This window comes from Dawidia soli (genome assembly GCF_018598185.1).
Classification (GTDB): Bacteria; Bacteroidota; Bacteroidia; order Cytophagales; family Cyclobacteriaceae; genus Ohtaekwangia; species Ohtaekwangia soli.
Genome location: NZ_JAHESC010000001.1, coordinates 177,645 through 197,514, shown reverse-complemented (window position 1 = coordinate 197,514; position 19,870 = coordinate 177,645). Strand labels below are relative to the sequence as shown.

Annotated in this window: 17 protein-coding genes and 1 pseudogene; 12 read left to right on the top strand and 6 right to left on the bottom strand. The window is 55.3% G+C overall.

Features of this window, described 5'->3' with window-relative positions; genetic code table 11:
• The first annotated feature begins 54 nt into the window (after positions 1 to 54).
• The 10 genes from yidD (at position 55) to KK078_RS00765 (ending at position 12,214) form a co-directional block, all read left to right on the top strand.
• Positions 55 to 288, top strand: coding sequence for a membrane protein insertion efficiency factor YidD (yidD, locus tag KK078_RS00810; protein WP_254088324.1), 234 nt, complete (start codon positions 55 to 57; stop codon positions 286 to 288).
• Between the two features lie 121 nt (positions 289 to 409).
• Positions 410 to 1,870, top strand: a complete 1,461-nt coding sequence (locus KK078_RS00805) for a Gfo/Idh/MocA family protein (protein WP_254088323.1) — start codon at positions 410 to 412, stop codon at positions 1,868 to 1,870.
• Positions 1,871 to 1,961: 91 nt separating this feature from the next.
• Complete coding sequence (locus tag KK078_RS00800) at positions 1,962 to 2,861, top strand: DMT family transporter (RefSeq protein WP_317195859.1); 900 nt, start codon at positions 1,962 to 1,964, stop codon at positions 2,859 to 2,861.
• A 79-nt stretch (positions 2,862 to 2,940) separates the two neighbouring features.
• Positions 2,941 to 3,672 carry an FKBP-type peptidyl-prolyl cis-trans isomerase gene (locus KK078_RS00795; RefSeq protein WP_262898556.1) on the top strand — a complete coding sequence of 244 codons (732 nt, stop codon included), beginning with the start codon at positions 2,941 to 2,943 and terminating at the stop codon, positions 3,670 to 3,672.
• Positions 3,673 to 3,844: 172 nt separating this feature from the next.
• Complete coding sequence (locus KK078_RS00790) at positions 3,845 to 4,687, top strand: DUF2911 domain-containing protein (protein WP_254088321.1); 843 nt, start codon at positions 3,845 to 3,847, stop codon at positions 4,685 to 4,687.
• A 256-nt stretch (positions 4,688 to 4,943) separates the two neighbouring features.
• The gene (locus KK078_RS00785) at positions 4,944 to 5,576 is read left to right on the top strand and encodes a LuxR C-terminal-related transcriptional regulator (RefSeq protein WP_254088320.1); all 633 of its coding nucleotides are present in this window, start codon (positions 4,944 to 4,946) and stop codon (positions 5,574 to 5,576) included.
• A 717-nt stretch (positions 5,577 to 6,293) separates the two neighbouring features.
• Entirely contained in the window at positions 6,294 to 9,230 is a 2,937-nt protein-coding gene (locus KK078_RS00780; RefSeq protein WP_254088319.1) for a TonB-dependent receptor, read from the top strand.
• 13 nt (positions 9,231 to 9,243) lie between these two features.
• Positions 9,244 to 9,750, top strand: coding sequence for a hypothetical protein (locus tag KK078_RS00775; RefSeq protein WP_254088318.1), 507 nt, complete (start codon positions 9,244 to 9,246; stop codon positions 9,748 to 9,750).
• Between the two features lie 12 nt (positions 9,751 to 9,762).
• Positions 9,763 to 10,980 carry a pyridoxal phosphate-dependent aminotransferase gene (locus KK078_RS00770; RefSeq protein ID WP_254088317.1) on the top strand — a complete coding sequence of 406 codons (1,218 nt, stop codon included), beginning with the start codon at positions 9,763 to 9,765 and terminating at the stop codon, positions 10,978 to 10,980.
• 124 nt (positions 10,981 to 11,104) lie between these two features.
• Positions 11,105 to 12,214 carry an AEC family transporter gene (locus KK078_RS00765; protein WP_254088316.1) on the top strand — a complete coding sequence of 370 codons (1,110 nt, stop codon included), beginning with the start codon at positions 11,105 to 11,107 and terminating at the stop codon, positions 12,212 to 12,214.
• Between the two features lie 77 nt (positions 12,215 to 12,291).
• Here KK078_RS00765 and KK078_RS00760 read toward each other — a convergent pair whose 3' ends face one another.
• The 4 genes from KK078_RS00760 to KK078_RS00745 are packed head-to-tail and all read right to left on the bottom strand — an operon-like array spanning position 12,292 to position 16,431.
• A complete protein-coding gene (locus KK078_RS00760; protein WP_254088315.1) occupies positions 12,292 to 12,996 on the bottom strand; it encodes a J domain-containing protein in 705 nt (234 codons plus the stop codon).
• Between the two features lie 11 nt (positions 12,997 to 13,007).
• Complete coding sequence (locus KK078_RS00755; protein ID WP_254088314.1) at positions 13,008 to 13,202, bottom strand: YwbE family protein; 195 nt, start codon at positions 13,200 to 13,202, stop codon at positions 13,008 to 13,010.
• A gap of 20 nt (positions 13,203 to 13,222) precedes the next feature.
• Positions 13,223 to 14,980 carry an asparagine synthase-related protein gene (locus tag KK078_RS00750; RefSeq protein ID WP_254088313.1) on the bottom strand — a complete coding sequence of 586 codons (1,758 nt, stop codon included), beginning with the start codon at positions 14,978 to 14,980 and terminating at the stop codon, positions 13,223 to 13,225.
• A gap of 2 nt (positions 14,981 to 14,982) precedes the next feature.
• Entirely contained in the window at positions 14,983 to 16,431 is a 1,449-nt protein-coding gene (locus tag KK078_RS00745) for a lipopolysaccharide biosynthesis protein (RefSeq protein ID WP_254088312.1), read from the bottom strand.
• 142 nt (positions 16,432 to 16,573) lie between these two features.
• Here KK078_RS00745 and KK078_RS00740 point away from each other — a divergent pair, with 142 nt between their 5' ends.
• Together KK078_RS00740 and KK078_RS30745 are read left to right on the top strand one after the other, a co-directional pair.
• Positions 16,574 to 17,569: an SMP-30/gluconolactonase/LRE family protein gene (locus KK078_RS00740; RefSeq protein WP_254088311.1), complete on the top strand. Its 996-nt coding sequence runs from the start codon at positions 16,574 to 16,576 to the stop codon at positions 17,567 to 17,569.
• A gap of 270 nt (positions 17,570 to 17,839) precedes the next feature.
• Positions 17,840 to 18,580, top strand: a pseudogene (locus tag KK078_RS30745) (head GIN domain-containing protein).
• Positions 18,581 to 18,785: 205 nt separating this feature from the next.
• On the opposite strand, the gene KK078_RS00725 reads toward KK078_RS30745, so the two are convergent.
• Both KK078_RS00725 and KK078_RS00720 read right to left on the bottom strand, forming a co-directional pair.
• Positions 18,786 to 19,226 (bottom strand): carboxymuconolactone decarboxylase family protein, encoded by a 441-nt coding sequence (locus KK078_RS00725; RefSeq protein ID WP_254088308.1) that lies wholly within the window; start codon positions 19,224 to 19,226, stop codon positions 18,786 to 18,788.
• A gap of 61 nt (positions 19,227 to 19,287) precedes the next feature.
• Positions 19,288 to 19,863, bottom strand: a complete 576-nt coding sequence (locus KK078_RS00720) for a Crp/Fnr family transcriptional regulator (RefSeq protein WP_254088307.1) — start codon at positions 19,861 to 19,863, stop codon at positions 19,288 to 19,290.
• Positions 19,864 to 19,870 lie beyond the last annotated feature (7 nt).

Here is a 19,870-nt window from a genome sequence, read left to right as displayed (position 1 = left end):
ACCGCACAGCGGCGACGCCTGGCGTTACCGCTGTGCTTTCTCTTTTTGAAGGCCATGCTGCGCAAGCTTTTTATATTGCCCATACGGTTCTACCAGCTTTTTATATCCCCGTTGTTGGGATCGAACTGCCGGCACACGCCAACCTGTTCGCAGTATGCCATCGAGGCCATTCGCGAGTGGGGAGTGTTCAAAGGCGTGTGGCTGGGGTTGCGTCGCATTGCGCGGTGTCACCCATGGGGCACGAGCGGGTACGATCCGGTGCCCCGGAAAAACCACGAAGCACAGTAAGGCGACACCGGCATCGTGGCCGTTGATCGTACCGTTGGTCAAATTCAATTTGCCTCCCTCCCGTTTTTGGCGTATCATCGTTCTGTTAATTCTTTTTGTAAACAACCATCACGATATTATCATGCCCCTGAAAAAGTCAACACCCCCGTCCGCTATCTCGCGGAGAAGCTTTATCAAAACAGCCGGTATGACGGCCGCCGCGTTTACCATCGTTCCCCGTTTTGTATTGGGTGGACAAGGTTATCGCGCGCCCAGCGACAAGCTCTACATCGCCGGCATCGGTGTGGGCGGCAAAGGTCAAAGCGATATTGCCAGCTTCGCCAAAAGCGGTAAAGCAGAGATCGCGTATCTGTGCGACGTGCACGACAGCCGCGCCGCCAACTCGGTGAAGGCTTTCCCGAAGGCCGTATACTATAAAGACTTCCGCAAGATGCTCGACAAAGAGCACAAGCATATCGACGCCGTATCGGTATCGACACCCGACCACAACCACGCCGTGCAAGCCATGGCCGCCATGCAGCTGGGCAAACACGTATATGTACAAAAGCCGCTGACGCACGACATCTACGAAGCCCGGATGCTGACCGAAGCCGCCAAAAAATATAAGGTGGTAACACAGATGGGCAACCAGGGTGCGTCCGGCGACGGGGTGCGCAAGCTGATGGAGTGGTACCAGGCCGGCCTGATCGGTGAAGTCAACGAGGTGTACTGCTGGACCAACCGCCCCGTATGGCCGCAAGGCATTGCCTGGTCGGATAAAAAAACCGCCGTGCCCGCTGACCTCGACTGGGACCTGTGGCTGGGCACAGCGCCGTATAAGGAGTACGTTGAAAAGCTCGTACCCTTCAACTGGCGCGGCTGGTGGGACTACGGCACGGGCGCCCTGGGCGACATGGGTTGCCACATTGTAGAACCCCCCTTCCGTGTACTCGGCCTCCAATATCCTACCGACGTAACCGCCAGCGTAGGAAGCGTCTACGTCGATGAATTTAAACGCGGCTATTTCCCCGACAGCTGCCCGCCGTCATCCTATACCGTATTGACCTTCCCCGGCAAGAACGGCAAGACGGTAAAAATGCACTGGATGGACGGTGGCATTCAACCCGAGCGCCCCGAAGAGCTTGGCGCGAACGAGATCATGGGCGACGGTGGCAACGGCGTGATCTTCATCGGCAGCAAAGGCAAGATGATGTGCGGCACGTACGGTGCAGACCCGAAGCTGCTGCCGACCTCGCGGAATAAAGAAGACAAAACCCCGCAGACCATCAAGCGCGTACCCGGTGGTGCCGAAGGCCACTATGCACAGTGGGTCGAAGCCTGTCTGGCCGGTTACGGCAAGATGGAAGTGAGCTCGCCGTTTGAAATTGCCGGTCCGTTGACCGAAACGGTACTGATGGGCAACCTCGCCATCCGCAGCTTCGACGTGCGCGTGCCAAAGGCCGACAAGCCCGACCAGTTCGACTTCCCGGGCCGGAACATCAAGTTGCTCTGGGATGGCGCCAACATGAAGATCACTAACTTCGACGCTGCCAACCAGTTCGTAAAACGCGAATACCGCCAGGGCTGGAAACTGGGCGCCTGAAAGCGCCCCGCCAACAGCGACTAATCTATAGGAGAGTCCCGCCGGAAGGTTTTCCAGCGGGACTTTTTGTTTTACCTTGCGCGCATTATCGATGCGGACGCCGCGGGGTTCTTGCAGTATGGGTACATCAGATCGTCGTTATCTTCTTACCGGGTTACTTTTCTCGATGTTATGGGCGTCGGCCTCCGTGGCCGGCAAGTTTGGCCTGAAAGGCGCAGAGCCGCTCGTTTTCTTCACCCTGCGTTTTCTGCTGGCGGGAGCCCTTCTGCTGGCGTATGTATCCCTGGTGGAGAAGAGCCGGCTGCCCGCAGGCCGGGAATGGGTACAGCTCACCATTTTTGGCACGCTGAACACCACCTTATACCTGGGCCTCTTTATCGTGGCTTTGCAGCACGTCACCCCCGGTATCACGACATTGGCGATCGCCCTGAATCCTTTGTTCATTAGTATCATGTCGGCGTTGCTGATGAAGCGCCGGGTGAAAGGCATCGAGTGGCTCAGCATTGCATTGGGTGTAGCGGGCGTGATCATCGCGGCCTATCCGCTGCTGCGCGACAGCCAGGCTACCACCACGGGCATGCTCTTGCTGGCCGCCAGCATGGTTGCCTACTCGTATGGCGCCGTGTATTATGCCGGCGTGGACTGGCAGCTTTCCCGCACCACGATCAACGCCTGGCAGGTATTCCTGGGCGGCATCCTGATTGCGCCCTTTGCCGGGCTGTTGCACAAGGTGCCCAGCCGGTTCGATCTTACCTTCTGGCTTTCGCTTGCCTGGCTTATTGTGCCCGTATCGATCGGAGCCGTGCAGCTCTGGCTGCGGCTGCTCAAGACAGACGCCGTGCGGGCCTCGCTCTGGCTGTACCTCTGCCCGGTGTTCGGCTTCCTGTATGCGGCCGTCCTGCTACACGAGCCGCTGACACTTTTTACACTTGCCGGTACGGCCCTGGTGCTGCTGGCCCTGTACCTGGGCCAGCAAAAACAGCAGCAATAGCCCCAGGCTACATCCTGCCGCTTTCGGCTGCACATTTGACAATATTTGCCTTTCTTTGCGGTTTAATAAAAAAGTATCTATGAAAGTACTCGTTCTCTGCGCCGCTGTCTTGACCGGAACTGTCTTGCATGCCCAATCTAAAAAAGAGCTTCAGGCCGAAGTCACCAAGCTGAAAGCCGAAATCACCGAATTGAAGAAGCCCAAAGATGTCGAACTGACCGACAAGCATAAGAAGGCCAGCTACGGCCTGGGTGTGCTGATGGCCGCCAACATCAAAACGCAAGGTGCAGACTCGCTCGACGTGGAAGCGATCAACATCGCCTTCCGCGATGTATTTCAAGGCAAGACGCTGAAGATCGAGAAACAGGAAGCGCTGACGATCGTACAGGAATATATGCAAGCGGCCATGGAACGCAAAACGGCTGTGCTGAAGGCTGAAGGCCAGGCCTTCCACGAAGGCAACAAGACCAAGCCCGGCGTCGTCACCACCGCCAGCGGCCTGCAATACAAAGTGCTGACCACCGGCAAAGGCAAAGCCCCGAGCGCCACCTCCAACGTGACCGTACACTACACCGGCAAACTGCTGGACGGCACCGTATTCGATAGCTCCGTCGAGCGCGGCGAACCGGCTTCCTTCGGCGTAAGCGACGTTATCGGCGGCTGGACGGAAGCCCTCCAACTGATGCACGAAGGCGACAAATGGGAACTCTACATCCCCTATGACCTCGCCTATGGCGAGCGCGGCGCCGGCGGCCAAATCCCCCCCTTCGCCACCCTCGTCTTCGAAGTTGAGCTGATCAAAGTAAACTAACAAGTATACTATACATCGCCCGACGGCGACGCTAAAGCCCTTGCTGGAAACCAGTGAGGGCTTTTTTGTTATGTGTCACCATACATCGACAACGCTCCCCCCTGCCTTTAACATCTCATTAACGACATCACGTCACAAATCAAACGATATTAGCCCACACAAACTCAACCCCATGAAATCATTCTATACCCTCTGCCTGATCATACTCTGCCACATCGCCTCCGCCCAGGTAGAGCTCCCCGACCCCAGCCCCGAAGCCTCATTCTCACAACACGTAGGCTATACCCGCATCAACCTCCGCTATGGTCGCCCTGCCGCCCGTAACCGAAAGATCTTCGGAGCCCTGGTTCCCTACGGCAAAGTATGGCGTACCGGCGCCGGCCGCTGCACCATCGTGCAATTTGACGCCTCCGTGACGATCGGCGGACGGAATATCCCGGCCGGGGCCTATGCACTATTGACAATGCCCAATACAAACCGCTGGACCGTTATCCTCAATAGCGACACAACAAAAGTCTACGGGCGACCAGACGACTATCGTACAACAACAGAATTGTACCGCTTCGACGTCACGCCCGAAAAGACCGCACGATACTACGAGTCGCTGAGCCTGATGCTCGACGTGACACGATACGACGCCGAGCTCACCCTGGCCTGGGAAAATACACAGATCCGATTCGGCATACAGACCCATAGCGACAGTGTGGCAACCGCCCGGTTGGAAACAGCATTGAAACAATCTCCCGACAATCCCGACCTCCTGGGCCAGGCGGTGGAATACATGGCGCTCCATTACAACAAGGACATGCCCCGGCAGTTGCAATTAGTCGACCGCGCACTGGCAATTGAGAAAAGTGCCTGGCTGTATCGACTGAAAACAGATATCTATAGCCGCCAGGGACGACCGGCAGACCTGCAGAAGACGGTAAAAGAAGCTGTGGCCTTTCTAAAGGAAACAAAGCCGGAAGGCTGGCAACGGACCATTGGACTATTTGAGGAACAATTGAACCACTAAAACACTAATGCTGGCGCAAGTTTAAGCGCGGAGCGCGGAACTTGTGCCACCAAGCCACCATACAACACCCCATAACTCAGGTATATATTACAGAGTATAGCCACCTCGTTTAACGACGGGATAAAACTTTTAAAGAAATTTTAACACGCCGGCGCACCCTATGAAATCATTCAAACGATTGTGGTGATCCCGGTAAACTTATCGGCACCAGCGACGCCTTTTCTTCCTTGTTTGAATAAAGTATATTTAACGTAACATGGTAAAGATAGTCGTTGTCGATCAGCACGCCCTCTCCAGGATCGGTCTGGTAGCGCTTCTTCAACAGGATGCGCGGTTCGAGCTGACGGGCGAGTATAAGAGCTTCCATGCCGTGCGTCCGCTCGTACCCACCCTTGCGGCCGACCTGGTCATCATCGATATTTCCCTGAACCGTGAAGGTGACGGCGAAGATGTCGCCACCTATGTCAAACAGCTGCGACAGGATATCAAGGTCATCATCCTCACCTTCCACAAAGAGGAATTTCACATTCTCAACGCCGTAGAAACAGGCATCGACGGCTACATCCACAAAGACGCAGAGCCCGAGGAATTGCTATTAGGCATCAACCGGGTGCTCGAAGGCGAGAAATTCTTTTCGCGCGAAGTCTCCAACCTCCTCATCGGCAACCTGGCCAAGAAAAATTACCGCGGCCACCCCTTCCTGACCAGCAAAGAGAAAGAGATCATCCGTTATATCATGGAAGGCTACTCCAGCAAAGAAATCGCCGCCCTGCTGGATGTCAGTCCCCGCACGATCGACACCCACCGCGCCAACATCCTCGGTAAATTTAATCTCAAGAACACCACCGAATTGATCACACGCATTGCAGAACAAAAGATCCGGTTGTAAATTCGCTTCGATCAGTGATTCGTTGTACAACAATAGCAAGCCCACGAGATTATCGCGACCTTACAGCGACCTTACAGTGACCTTATAGCGACCTTATAGCGATATTCAGCCATACCAAAGCCATACATCAGCCAGGGATAAGCCATACCAACGTTATCCCAACCTTATATATACATTTGGCACGAGGTGTTGTCATAAGATTCAGGTAGTGGATTAATAATTTCGTATTAACTATACCTGGCGCCGGCATTTAGCCCATCTCGGGAGACCGATGCTTCACTCGGCCCTGCCTGCCGGCAGGCAGGGTTGACACCGGCCAGATACAGCCAGCTTTTCTATCTTATCTCAACGCTAACGATCGAAAAAACCCCAATCCCAATTTCCCTTCTCACTACCGACACAAACCTCCGTATTTTTTCCAGCGCGGCCTAGGTAAAAATGCGGATTGATTCGATCGTAGGGTCGGTGTTACCTTACTATAGCAAAAAAACTATTCTGAAACCTAAATCCATGCTATATATGAAACCTATATTTCACCCGCTGCGCCTCTAAGCAGGCAGTCCATGTTTAAGATCTAACGGATCCTCTTTGTTTGCCCGGCGCGTCGGTTGCCTTTCAGGCCGCCTGATCGTATCCTATTTTCTTTTTTGTAAGGAACATTCACCCGCGTGGGGTGAAGCGAGATCGTATTGTTTAAAAAGTATACCCCATCCCAACATGAAGATGAAATTATTTATACCCTTTATATGTACACTCCTGCTGTCGGCTGCAGCCCTTCCCGGGCTTGCGCAGACAAAGACCATTACCGGTAAAGTATATTCCACCGATGGCACCCCTCTGCCCGGGGTGAGTGTCATCATTAAGGGAAGCGCCGGCAAGGGCACGCTGACGGATGCACAGGGACTTTATACACTGGAAGCCACGCCTGACGATGTGCTGGTCTTTTCTTTTATCGGCCTGAAGTCGAAGGAGATCGTGGTGGGCGCGGGCTCGACGATCGACGCGCCGATGGAAGAGTCGCTGAACGAGCTCACCGAGATCGTCGTGACGGGTACCCGCAGCGTGGGGCGTACGGTGCTGGAAACACCGGTACCGGTCGACGTTATTCCGATCCAGGATATCATGGGTGAGCTCCCCCAGATCGACCTGGGCCAGATGCTGGCGACCCTGGCCCCGAGCTTTAACGCCGTTCGTTCGCAAGGTGGTGACCTCGACTCGCACGTCGATCCCGCGCAGCTGCGCAACCTCGCGCCGAACCAGACCCTGGTGCTCGTCAACGGCAAGCGTCGTCACACGTCCGCGCTGCTGATCACGTCGACCGCCGTCGGAAGTCCCTCCACCTCTGTCGACCTGATGACCATTCCTGCATCGGCCATCGAGAAGGTCGAGATCCTGCGCGACGGCGCCGCCGCGCAGTATGGTTCAGACGCGGTGGCCGGGGTGATCAACATCGTGCTTAAGAAAGGCACCGACAAGCTTACCGGCAGCTTTACCGGCGGCGGCTACCTGAACTCCGGCGGTGATGCGGGTCCGTTGACCAGGAGCGGCGATCCCGACGGCTATAACTACCAGATGACCGCAAACTACGGCTTCTCACTCGGTACAAAAGGCTTTATCAATTTGTCGGGCGAAATCACCCAACGCCGTGCGACCCTACGCCCCTTCGTAAACGATTGGGAGGTATACGATGCTTCTTACCTGGGCAACACCCGCACGGATAAAAACGGCAATCCGATCATTACAAACCCGGAACTCATTTCAGCACAGGCTTCGGGAAACGAGGCACTCGCCTCATCCCTCCTCACACAAGAGGGGTTGATGAACGCCCGTGGTCTGTCGTGGGACGACTATGCCGTCTATGCCGGCATGCCCGCCATTACACTCGGCAGCTTGTTCTATAACTCCGAATACGCCATCGGCCCCCATACCACCTTCTATACCTTCGGCGGCATGTCGTATAAATTCCTGGAAGGATACTCCTGTTATTTCCGCCGGCCCGCGCAAACAGACCGATTCAATTACCTGCTGTATCCCAACGGCTTCCGTCCGCAGATGACCTCGAACACCGCCGACTTCTCTAATACGGTCGGCATCCGCAGTAAGACAGGCCTGTTCAATATGGACTTCAGCAATACGTTCGGTCGCAATAAGATGCGCATCGGCATGGTCAATACGTTTAACGCGTCTATTGGTTCCAACTCGCCGGTGGAAATGAACCTGGGCACGCACCAGTTCACACAGAACTCCACCAACCTCGACTTCTCTCACAACTTCAAAGATATCGCCAACGGTCTCAACATTGCATTTGGCGCAGAAATGCGCGTCGAGAATTACAAGATCATGAAAGGCCAGGATGAAAGCTTTGCCTTTGGTGATGCCGGCGTATTAAAAATTACGGAAGACGGCTATCTCGTAGGACCCGATGGCAAACCTCTCCAGAATGAAAAAGGGGAGCCGATCGTAGATGCCAATGGCGACCCGCTCTGGGTTCAACGCGGCGACGAGATCGTTGTTAAGAATTTTGCCTCCAACTGCCAGTGCTTTGCCGGGTTCGGCCCTAAAAACGAGCGTGATGAATATCGCACGATGCTGGCGGCGTATGTCGACGCAGAATTAGACCTGACCGAAGATCTGCTGGTGGCCGGTGCCACCCGGGTTGAAAATTACTCCGACTTCGGTAGTGTCGTGACCGGCAAAATCGCCGCGCGGTATACGGTGATGAAAAACCTGGCCGTCCGTGCTTCGGTATCTTCCGGGTTCCGCGCGCCATCCTTACAGGAATTAAATTATACCCATACCGCCACGGCGTTTCTTCCCGATGCAAACGGTGTTCCGCAACCGGTCGACAACACCACGTTCCCGACCAACAGCACTGCCGCCCGCGCCATCGGTATCCGGGAACTGTCGGAAGAACGTTCCACCAGCTACGGTGTAGGATTGACTTTCCAACCCACCATGGGATTTGAGCTTACGGTAGATGCCTATCAGATCGACGTGCGCGACCGGATCTTCCGCACGAACACGTTTAACGCCACCGAGGTGGGCCACAACTACGAAGAGGTGATCGGCGCCGGCAGCGAAGCGCAGTTCTTCGTCAATGGCGCGAACGTTCGCTCGAAAGGTATCGAAATGGTCGGCACCTATACTACCAGCCTGACCGGCACGTCACAGATCTCATTCAGCCTCGCAGCGATCCTGAGCAAAAATGAAATTACCAGGCGCAAGATCCTCGACCTCGATGTCGACAATCTGACCGACGAAGAGTTGGTTGAGAAATACCTGAACCGCCAGGTAATGGGTCAATTCGAGACCGGTACACCCCGCACCAAGATCATCGGATCGGTAAACTATCGCATCGGTAAACTTTCCACGATGGCACGCGGAACATATTTCGGAAAAGTTACCGAGCTCTCGATCGACGATGATGGTGCCGGAAATTACTGGGATCAAACGTTTTCGGCACAAACTATATTTGATCTCAGCTTTAACTATGACCTGAGCCCCAATATAAAATTATCCATTGGCGGTAATAATATACTCGATACTTATCCCGATATTATGCGTGTGGAGAACAGAGGATTCTACCTGTATTCCAACAATCAGCAGGGATCCAGCGGGGCGTATTATTATGGTCGTATCATGTTTAACTTCTAATGTGTATACCGCTATGAAATCTATCTATATCAAACAATCGATCCTGACCCTGCTTGGTCTCTGCCTGGTCGTTACCCTGATCACTTCCTGCGAGCAGGAAGAACTTGAGCCTGAGATGAATGCCGCCCCGGGCGGTGGCACTATCTCCACCTACAAGGCCTATACAATCGATGCCGCTCCCGGCAGCGAAGTACATGGCCGGATTGTTTTCTGGCAGGATAACGCCGGCCATACGCTTATACAGCTGTCACTCACCAATACAGATGAGGGTACGTCGTACCCCTCTGCTATATTCGACGGCGCCGTGGCGGAAGCATCCACTATCAAGCTCGAGCCGCTGTACGACATCGACGGCGCCACGGGATCTTTCAACACATCCAAATTCTATATCATAAGTGATAAAGAATTCTTCGAATCGCTCGACACCTACGATGCGCACGTGAGTGTGCTATTGGATGATGACATCATCGCGACGGGCGACGTCGGCGTGAATGCAGATCCTGTCGCCATCGGCGAGTAACGTACCCAGAACATGACATCCTACATCCACCAAAAAGAACAAAACATGAAAAACTCCGGTATCAGCAGAAGAACATGGTTGAAACGCAGCACCGTAACGGCCGGCGGTATCCTCACAGGCGTGGCCCTCTCCGAATCGCTCCTGGCAAAGCCCGCCTTCGGTATGGCGCCGCTCAAAGGAAGCTATCATCTACTCGAACAATATCACGTAGCACCGCCCGATATGGAAAACCTCAAGGCCCGCTTGCTGGCTAATGAGAATCCCTGGGGCCCTTCCAAGAAAGCCGTCGCGGCGATCGGGCTCGCCGCCGCCAAGGGCAATCGGTATGTATACAGCAGCTGTCTGAAGATGATCGAGATCGTCGCCGAAAAAGAAGGCGTCGCAAAGGAGAACATTCTGCTGGCGCCGGGATCGACCGATGTGCTGGAGAAAGTGGCCTTTGCCCTTTGTCGCACCGGCGGCAACGTCATCTCCGCAGACCCTTCCTATATGTCGCTCGTCAACACGGCCACCTCCATCGGCGCCACCTGGAAGAATATACCCCTGCGGGCCGACTATGCGCACGACCTGACCGCCATGGCGGGCGCTGTCGATGCGCAGACGAAGCTGGTCTATATTTGCAATCCTAACAATCCCACGGGTACGCTCACGCCGATTGCCGAGATCCAGACCTTCTGCCGCCAGGTAGCCCCTAAGGCGCCGGTCTTCATCGACGAAGCCTACCTCGAGCTGCTCGATGTACCCGAATCTCAAACCGCCGTAAACCTGGTCAAAGAAGGGCACGATGTGATCATCAGCCGTACATTCTCCAAGATCCACGGCATGGCGGGCCTGCGCATTGGTTATATGATCGCCAAGCCCGAGCGTGTCAAGATGATCCAGGACCTGGTCCGCACCGAAATGGGCATCAGCGTAACATCGCTCGAAGGCGCGCTGGCCAGCTTGCAAGACACCGAGTTTCAGCTCTTCACCCGCGCGAACAATAAAAAGAACCGCGAGTATGTATTCCAGGAGCTGAAGAAAGCCGGGCTCAATCCCATTCCGTCGTATACCAGCTTTGTATTGTTCCCGCTGCAAATGCCCGTCAGGCAAATGATGGATGGCATGCTGGCCAAAGGCGTGGGCATACGGGGCTATGACATTCACGGCAAGCCGTACGGGCGTGTGAGCGTCGGCACGATGGACGAGCTCAAGCTCTTTGTCAAAACACTCAACGAAATCGTCAGCTAACAAAAAAGCTGCACGGCCGGGGCACGATCCAACCGGAGCGGATCGTCTCCGGTAAAGGGCGGCGGCGGTAATAACCGTCGCCCTGTCTATCTATTTCCATCACTATTCCGAGAAGACTTTACGCATGAGCACTGCCACCACCAAGACCATATCGTTACTGCTGTTGATCCTCATCGGCTACCTGTTCCGAAACAAGATCAGGAGTAAAGATCAGCGCGACGGCATCAGAACCCTGATCCTGAGCCTGGCCCTGCCGGCCACCATCTTCATCGCCCTGCTCCAGATCGACTTTAAATCCGATCTCGTCGTCATCCCCATTCTATCCCTGGGCTTTAACATCATCATGCACCTGCTCATCGACAAGCTGCCGCTCCGACCGGTATTCAACATTCCGGTAAATCAATATCGCACCTTGATCATGCTCATCCCCTCCCTGGCACCGGGCCTTTCCTGTTTTCCGTTCATCATGGAGTATAGCGGACAAGGCCCGCTGGCAATGGCCGCCCTGGCCGACGTCGGAAACAAGATCTTCGTCCTCATCATCTCCTACACCATCGCCATGAAGTGGTACTACGAAAACAACAAACACCACACCGCCAATGGCCGCAGTAAAATAAAAGACCTTCTCCTTTCCCTCGTAAACGAACCTGTGAACATCGTAATCGTCACCGCCCTGACCATGCTGGGCCTCGGCCTCGGCTACGACGCCTTCCCGGAATTCATCCGCCTGAGCATCGACCGGCTCAGCGTCATGATGACACCCCTGGTCCTTTTATTCATCGGCATGTCCATGCGCCTCACCTGGGAACAGGTCCGCACGATCTTCTCATTTCTGTTCTTTCGCTCCGGCGTAGCGTATTTGATCAGTGGTATATTGTTGCTGTTGTTTCCGGTAAACGATATCCCAACCATCCTTCTGATCGTGGTCTTCCCCCAAAGTGCCTGCAGCTTCTGGCCCTGCGCACACATGGCCGCCGTAAGCCGGCTGGAAGCGAACAATGCAGTAAAGACCTTCGACCAGGACTTTGCCATGAACATATTGGCTTGCTCGATGCCATTCTCGGTCATCCAGATCCTCTCGATCTACGCCTCCGGTGATTTTTTCGCAGGAACGACGAACGTGTTTATTTGTGCGGGCGTGCTGCTGACATTGGCTGTCGTGATCACGGTTGTGTCCACGCGGCTGACGCCGGTATATCAGGAAGAGACGAGGGAGAATGCAACGGCTTCATAGCCACTGGCGCCAGTTTAGCGCGCAGCGCGGAACTTGTGCCTACCCGGTTGCCAGTCTTTGACTGGCGGGCAGATGTATTATTGCCTCGTCCTTTTCGTCAACTGCGCAATCCGCTGTACAAACTGCTCCCGCAATTCATCCATCAACTTACCACGATCAGGCTCAACAGCCAGTTGATAGCTCTGCGACTGAAGCAACGCTTCCAATGCCGCTGCCAGCTGCTCCTTCTTATGCAGTAGGAAATTGCGCGTAGCATTTCCCGCCACGGCATACGGCGTATGCCGCAATGGCTGTTCGCCCAGGATGTGCTCATGAAAATCGCGCAGCGCTTCGAGATCACCACGTTCGTATAACGCATTCAAATGCGTCGTCAACGCCGCCGCCTGCCGTCCCTCCGCTTCGCTCGCTTCGGGAAACTTATCGGGATGCACCTGTACAATCGCCTCGCGGTACAGCCGCTTTAACTCGGCCGGGCCGTCGCCAACCGGCGCGTCGTCTTCCCGCGTCTCCTGGGGCCGCAGCAGGCCCTGCGGTTCTTTATAGTTTTTTCCCCTGCGCTTCTGCTCGCGCCGCTTCTCTTTCTTCGCAGCCTTCCGGGCTTTATATACCGCTGTCAGGACGCGTATCTGCCGGATCTGCTCCCCCAGCTGCGCACGCACCGCCTGCTCAAAGGCGTTCAGCGTCGCCTCCGCCCGTTGCAGTTCAGCCTCCAGTCGCAGCACCTCCTGCTCCAGCCCTTCGGGAGGTTCAGCTAGATGCGCGGGGTGAACAGGCGTAGACATGGCAAACCGTATTATTCCAGGATCTCCTGCACGCGGCCGATCTGCCCGTCCTGCAGCCGCACCTTAATCCCGCGGTGATGTTTCGGCGCGGATGTCAACAGGTCTTTCACAATGCCTTCTGTGAGCGTGCCCGTCTTCTGATCCTTCTTCAGGACGATCTTCACATGGCTGCCGGGCTTTATGTTCGCGCGTATGGTTCCGTTCATAGACTTTTTGTTGAGGTTGTTTACTTCGCTTCGTACCGCCGGTATTTCTTATTAAATACCTGCTGCAACCAGATCTCCACTGTCACCGCACCCATAACCTGCTTCATATAGTTATGCTTGCCCTGTACGTGCGGCTCCAGGAACTTCGCGACGTAGTCATCCGATGTGTATTGTGCATACAACGCCGTTTTACGATCGAGCAGTTGCCGGATCGCGGCAGCGGTTTCGGGCACCTTGATCCAGTTGTATACGTCGGTGTACGAGGTCGGGATGCCCAGTTTGTACTTCACGGCATATACCAGCTTGTTATATTTCTTGCGCAGCGTATAGGCCAGCGTAGGATGCTCCACGAGCGGCACGCCGGAAGAAGCGTTGGGTATGGCCTTGTAGAACTCCGGGTATTTACGCAGCAGCGCACGATAATATACGCGGCTGTGAGCACGGTATTCGTCCGGCAGACCGTACGACAACGCCATGAGCTTGTTGTCCATGAACGGCACGCGCTGCGGTATGATCTTCGCCGCCTCTTCGGCGCCCATGCCGATCATGCGGCGGCCCCGGTTATAAAACAGGTACGGGTCTACTTTGTCGAGGTCGAAGAAGGAATCGTTCAGGTCACACTGGGTATGGTAGGGACCGTAATAGTGTCTGGCAACGTCGGCATTGATGCGTTGGCTCATGAAGGTCTTGCCCTTTTTGCTGAGGTACGTACCCCCGATCACGGCGTCGCCCAGGAAGCCGCTCAGGTTTACGTCCATCACGGCGGCGATCTTGTCCATGAGGTGCGAGTAGTGCATGTGGTACATGTTAAACATGCCGTCGGTCTTCCAGATACCGCTGAAGCGCCGTTCCAGCCAGTGATCCACATGTGTGTCGTAGGCGATGTGATTCACACCCGCCACCGCCACGACCTGTCTGGCCACCGCCACATCCGCGCTGCCCTCTATGCCAAACGTATACGTGGGCGGATGCTGCCGGTGCACCGCGGCAAGGATCGCGCGGGAGTCCATACCCCCGCTCAATGCCACGCCCACCGTGTAGCCGTCCTGCATCGCGCGCGACTTGTTGGCCTGGTCCAGCAGCATGCCCATTTCTTCGGCGGCTTCGTCCAGCGTCAGCGACACGGGCTTCATCGAGGCCCAGGTCCAATAACGCTTCTGCCGCAGGCTGTCGTCGTCCAGCGAGTAGGTATACCACGTAGACGGGGCCGCTACCCATACGCCCTCGAACCAGGTGGTGTCGCCCAGGAAATGCTCCAGATGCATAAAGCTGTCGACCATATCCCGCCGGATGCGCGGTGTGAACGTTTCGAGCTCGAGAAAACACTTTACTTCGGCGCCGAAGAGCAGATGGCCCTGGCCATGATACAGGTAAAAGGGGCGCAGGCCGTAGCGGTCCGCCATGACGTGCAGCTGGCGGCGGTCGGTGTCGTATAGCAAGGCAACGAATACCCCATCCACGCGGGCCAGCAGTTGTTCCAGGCGGCCGTCGCGGTAGTGTTGCAGGAGCGTGTCGGCAAATGCCTCTCCGGGTGCGGTGGACAGCTCCGGCTGATTGTATATCTCACCATCGACCCAGACGTGCAGACCTCCGGCTTGCGCCTGCTGGCGTGTCGTCTCTAAAAAGCCGAAGTACGACCGGTGCACGATCAGCGCGTGATCCGTAAACACCGGGGCCGCGGTAGCTTTGGGGGAATATACCGTTTCCTGCGCGGCGCGGGCCACGGACGCGTCGGTGACAGACAATGCACGACTACAGGCGCCTACAAATCCGGCCATCGTTATTTTATTATTTTAAATGGATCGATCAGTTTTACTTCGTTGCGGTATGCCACGTACAACAATCCCGCGCACAACACGCCATAGCCCAGGTGTACCGGCAGCGGATAATGCACGCCCAGCAGGGGCTCGCCCACCACGATGACGACAAACATCAGCAGCGGCGCAATAAATAATTTAAACGCATTGAAGCGCATCGTGTAATCATCCTTCAGATTATACCACAGCAGTACGAGCTCGACCGCATACGCTACTACCGCCGACGCCACCACGCCGTACAGCTGCCACTGGGCGATGAGCCCTACCATCAGGCCGATCTTCAGCGCCGAGACAAACACGTTGATGGCGGTAAGCGTGCCCATCTTCTTCAGGATGGTATACGGTGTGACAAAATACAGGCGCATCGCCCGGAAGATAAAGACCACGGCAATGAACGGTATATAGGGCAACGCGGCTGCATACCCGCTCTTTTTCACAAACAGGTCGACGATCCACGGTATGAAGGCGATCGACAGGCACAACATCAGCAGGATGACCGACACCAGCCCGTAGTAGTACCGGTTGATCTCCGGCGTGGCGGTCTTGACCTTCTGCTCGTTCATGCGCTGTACCACCTTGGGGCCGATGGTGCTGTTCAGTCCGTTGAGCGTAAGCTCGACCGGCACCAGGCACTTGGTGGCAAAGTCATAGATCCCGACCGCCGAAAACGTGAGGTAGATGGGGATCAGCATTTTGTCGAAATAGTTGATCACCCATTGCAGCACCTGGTATACAAACGCCAGGGCGTTAAACCGGGCGGAGGTCTGCAGCCAGGGGCTTTTGAAATGCCATCCGTACGCGCGGAACACGCGCACGAGTACCCACGCCGTCATGAGCCCGCCCGACAGCAGCCGGCCGCCCAGGGGGCCGATCAGCGTATCCGGAAAAAGGACCATGCCGGTGACCGACGTCACGGCAATGATCGTAAAGTTGATGACGTTGGCCCACAGGTATGTCTCCGACTTCTCGCGTGTCTGCAGCAGGTTACTGTGCACCTTGAAGATCGCCTGGAACACCCCGATGCCTACCGAGATCAGCCCGTAAGGATAAAACGAAAGTTGTTTCTTCTTGATGAAGTACGTGAAGAGGAACTCACCGCTCAGCGCAAAGAACAGCATGAGCACGACGCCCAGCATCAGCATAAAGATAAACGCCGAGCTGACATACATGCGCAGGCGCGCGGCATCGTGCTTCAGCTCATGATAATTTACATACAGGGACGTGTCGAAGCTGTAGGACGCCAGGATCTGCACCAGGGCCGAGAACGCCAGGCAGACCATACCCACCCCGTACAGGTCGGTGGACAGGTACTGGATGTAGAACGGCATGAGGATCACCGCGCTGGCCATGGGCAGCATGCCTGCCACGGTATAGATCAACGAACTCTTGATAAAGCCTTTACTGATGCGCACGGTGCCGAAGTATAGCGGGCAAAAGTAAGCACAAACCCCCGAAGATCACGGCCCGGCGTAAAAAACCTGCCCACCCCTTGGACGATATGGCGATCACGTTAACTTTACCGGAACAATCGTTTGATGCCTAACCTTAGCCTGTATGAAATACGCAACCCTGTCCGCTATGTTTTTTCTCCTGGCAGCCTGTACCTCCAAAGAAACCGGTCCCATCGGCACCGTAGAACGTCTTGACCCCGGCCTGGACGCCATTTTACAACGCGGCACGCAGCCCGAAGTGATCGCCTCCGGTTTCGAGTGGAGCGAAGGCCCCCTCTGGCTGGAAGAGACCAAGACCCTGATCTTCTCAGACGTGCCCACCAACACCATTCACCAGTGGTCGGAGGGCAAAGGAGTCTCCGTATACCTCACACCCTCCGGCTATACCGGCGAGACACCCCGCGGCGGCGAGATGGGCTCCAACGGCCTAACGCTTAGCCTGGATGGAAAACTGGTGCTCTGCCAGCACGGCGACCGCCGCGTGGCCATGATGGCCGCACCGCTCAACAACCCGCAGCCCAACTTTGTGACCCTGTCCGACACGATCGGCGGCAAAAAGCTCAGCAGTCCCAACGATGCCGTCTATCGCCCCAACGGCGACCTATACTTTACCGATCCCCCCTACGGCCTGCTGACCCAGGCCGATACCGACAGTGCAAAAGAGACGCCGATCAACGGCGTATACCGCATGTCGCACGGCAAGACCACGGTCGCGGTAGACTCGCTTACCCGCCCCAACGGCATCGCCTTCCTGCCGGGTGGCAAGACCTTCATCGTGGCCAACTCCGACTCGAAGAAAGCGATCTGGTACGCCTTTGACATTGCCGAAGACGACTCGATCGTAAACGCCCGCATTTTCTACGACGCCACGAAAGCAGCGTCCTCCGAACAAGGCCTGCCCGACGGACTGAAGGTAGACAAGCAGGGCAACATCTTTGCCAGCGGCCCCGGCGGCCTCTGGATCTTCAACAGCGCCGGAAAAGTGCTGGGCAAGATCAAAATGCCGGTGCCGGTGTCCAACTGCGCCCTGACGGCCGATGAGAAAACCCTGTTTATGACCGCGGATATGCACGTCGTACGCGTACATTTGCGGGACTAGTGTTGTAACCACTACACTTTACTGACTATACCTTAAAATCGCTTCTTCCGGATGCACGCCGTCAACCAAATAACCCCCGAAGTACTGCTTGTGATGTGCATCGGGGGAATCGCTTTTATCCTGATATTCAAGGCCATATTCCGCAAAGGAAGGTAAGGTTTGTGGCCGGTTTGCCACAATCGCCGACGATTCCGGCGATCAGTGACGCTTTTAATCGTCAGGATGATTTTATAATTTCAGCGGGGGATCGTTATTTACCCAGAACATTCAATGATCAAATCCTGTATGAAAAAGACACTTGCTCTGTCCGCGGCCCTTTTGATGGCCGTCGTGACATTTGCTCAAACCACCAAAAAGACCCTGGAACTGCCGGAATTCAAGGGAATCTATGTAAACTCCAACTATACCGTTTACCTGAAACAAACCAACAAGCAGGAGGTTACCGTAGAAGCCCTGACCGAGATCTTTTCGGTGAGCGATATCAAAGTCGAGAACGGCATCCTCATGATCAACATCGAGCGCAAGCCTGAGTCGCCCAACAAGAGCTTGTAGGCCAAGATCGACGACATCAAATTAAACCCCACCATGAAGCTGTTCGTAAGCGTGAAGAACATCAACGACCTGCAGGTGAACGGCGGCGGCAAGATCATTTCCGAAAACTCGATCGCAGCCGACTACGTCAACCTCGGTGTAAACGGCGGCGGCACGATGGACGTCGACCTCAAAGGCAACACCATAAAAGCCGAAGTGAGCGGTTCCGGCTCGCTGACACTGAAAGGCTATGCTACTTCGGTGGACGCTACCGTCAGCGGATCGGGCGCCATCAAAGGCTTTAACTGCCCGCTGGAAACAGCCAAGGTAAAAGTTACCGGCAGCGGCACCGCCGAACTGAACGTATCAAACAACATCGACGCCGTCATTCAGGGCAGCGGCAGCGTAAAACACAAAGGCAATACAAAGACCGCCACCAAGAAAATCTATGGATCGGGCACGGTGGACCGCGCTTACTAAGCACCGACCGCAGCCATATAAAAGGCCATTCTGCTTCGAGAACAGAATGGCCTTTTTGCTTCCAGCACGGACAAAGGCAGGGATGCCTTAGCGTTACGCCAGACTTCCGACAGGCTTACGCCAGAGATGAAATAGTTTCTAAAGGACAGGCGCATCTGCATGCCACTGGTTGCGGGCCTCCTGCCCTGCTCCCGGGTACCGTCTCTTACCGCGGTATCGTCATGTGTGTACTCACACCGATGCGGTTCCAGGCATTGATCAGCACCGAGGCCATAATGATCTGCGCGATCGTTTCAGCACTAAAGAACTTCTCAGCCTGTTTATATGTCTCGTCCGTCACGCCGTTCTGGTGAATGAGCGTTACCTCCTCCGTCAGCGCCAGCAGCGCTTTTTCTTCCTCCGTAAAAAGATCGGTTTCGCGCCAGGCGCTCAGTACAAAGAGGCGTTGTGGGGTCTCTCCATATTTGAGGGCGTCGCGGGTATGCATGTCGAGGCAGTAAGCACAGGAATTAAGCTGAGACGCACGGATCTTGATCAGTTCTTTCTGGATCGGTGTCAGATTGGTTTTGCTCAAGGCAGTGACGAGCCCCATCATGCCTTTGATGGCTTCCGGAAATACCTGATCGATCTTAATTCTTTGTTCCATTGTTGTTGTGGTTTGATGGAACAAAGGTACCGGGCCGCCGGGCCGCAATTCTTAAACAGGTTTAAGATCGCCTCTTCGCGCGGATCTCGCTCAGGTACTCGGGGGTAAAGCCGAGGAAAGACGCCAGCAGGTACTGGGGCACCCGTTGTACGAACTCCGGGTATTGCCGCGCAAAGTTCAGGTACTGATCTTCGCGCGAGAAATTATATTGCCCGCGGATGCGCCGCTGCGAGGCAGCGTGCGCCCGCTGGTGCATCAACCGGTAATAACGTTCCATCACCGGATATTGCGCCAGCATCTTTTCCTGCGCCTGGTAGTGCAGCGCCAATACCTCCGCCCGCTCGACGGCCTGAATGGAAAACAGTCCGGGCTTTTGATGGGTGAACGAATCGTAGTCCGCCATCCACCAGTTCTCCAGTGCAAACTGGATCGTCTGCTCGTCGCCTTTGTCGTTGATGTAAAACATGCGCAGGCAGCCCTTCACTACAAAGTAGTTCGCGTGACAGACGTTGCCTTCCGCCAGCAGGTTCTCTTTCTTCTTGAGGTGCAGGGGCGTGAAGCAGGCCAGTATCCCGGACATGTCTTCGTCCGGGATCCTGACAAACTTTTGAATATGTTGTTGTAAGGCAGATACCATGCGGGCA

Coding starts and splice junctions, on each gene's coding strand:
- KK078_RS00740 (WP_254088311.1), top strand. CDS start 16,574: ATGAAATACGCAACCCTGTCCGCTATGTTTTTTCTCCTGGCAGCCTGT.
- KK078_RS00795 (WP_262898556.1), top strand. CDS start 2,941: ATGAAAGTACTCGTTCTCTGCGCCGCTGTCTTGACCGGAACTGTCTTG.
- KK078_RS00800 (WP_317195859.1), top strand. CDS start 1,962: ATGCGGACGCCGCGGGGTTCTTGCAGTATGGGTACATCAGATCGTCGT.
- yidD (WP_254088324.1), top strand. CDS start 55: ATGCTGCGCAAGCTTTTTATATTGCCCATACGGTTCTACCAGCTTTTT.
- KK078_RS00750 (WP_254088313.1), bottom strand. CDS start 14,980: ATGGCCGGATTTGTAGGCGCCTGTAGTCGTGCATTGTCTGTCACCGAC.
- KK078_RS00770 (WP_254088317.1), top strand. CDS start 9,763: ATGACATCCTACATCCACCAAAAAGAACAAAACATGAAAAACTCCGGT.
- KK078_RS00805 (WP_254088323.1), top strand. CDS start 410: ATGCCCCTGAAAAAGTCAACACCCCCGTCCGCTATCTCGCGGAGAAGC.
- KK078_RS00785 (WP_254088320.1), top strand. CDS start 4,944: ATGGTAAAGATAGTCGTTGTCGATCAGCACGCCCTCTCCAGGATCGGT.
- KK078_RS00720 (WP_254088307.1), bottom strand. CDS start 19,863: ATGGTATCTGCCTTACAACAACATATTCAAAAGTTTGTCAGGATCCCG.
- KK078_RS00725 (WP_254088308.1), bottom strand. CDS start 19,226: ATGGAACAAAGAATTAAGATCGATCAGGTATTTCCGGAAGCCATCAAA.
- KK078_RS00755 (WP_254088314.1), bottom strand. CDS start 13,202: ATGAACGGAACCATACGCGCGAACATAAAGCCCGGCAGCCATGTGAAG.
- KK078_RS00765 (WP_254088316.1), top strand. CDS start 11,105: ATGAGCACTGCCACCACCAAGACCATATCGTTACTGCTGTTGATCCTC.
- KK078_RS00780 (WP_254088319.1), top strand. CDS start 6,294: ATGAAGATGAAATTATTTATACCCTTTATATGTACACTCCTGCTGTCG.
- KK078_RS00775 (WP_254088318.1), top strand. CDS start 9,244: ATGAAATCTATCTATATCAAACAATCGATCCTGACCCTGCTTGGTCTC.
- KK078_RS00790 (WP_254088321.1), top strand. CDS start 3,845: ATGAAATCATTCTATACCCTCTGCCTGATCATACTCTGCCACATCGCC.
- KK078_RS00760 (WP_254088315.1), bottom strand. CDS start 12,996: ATGTCTACGCCTGTTCACCCCGCGCATCTAGCTGAACCTCCCGAAGGG.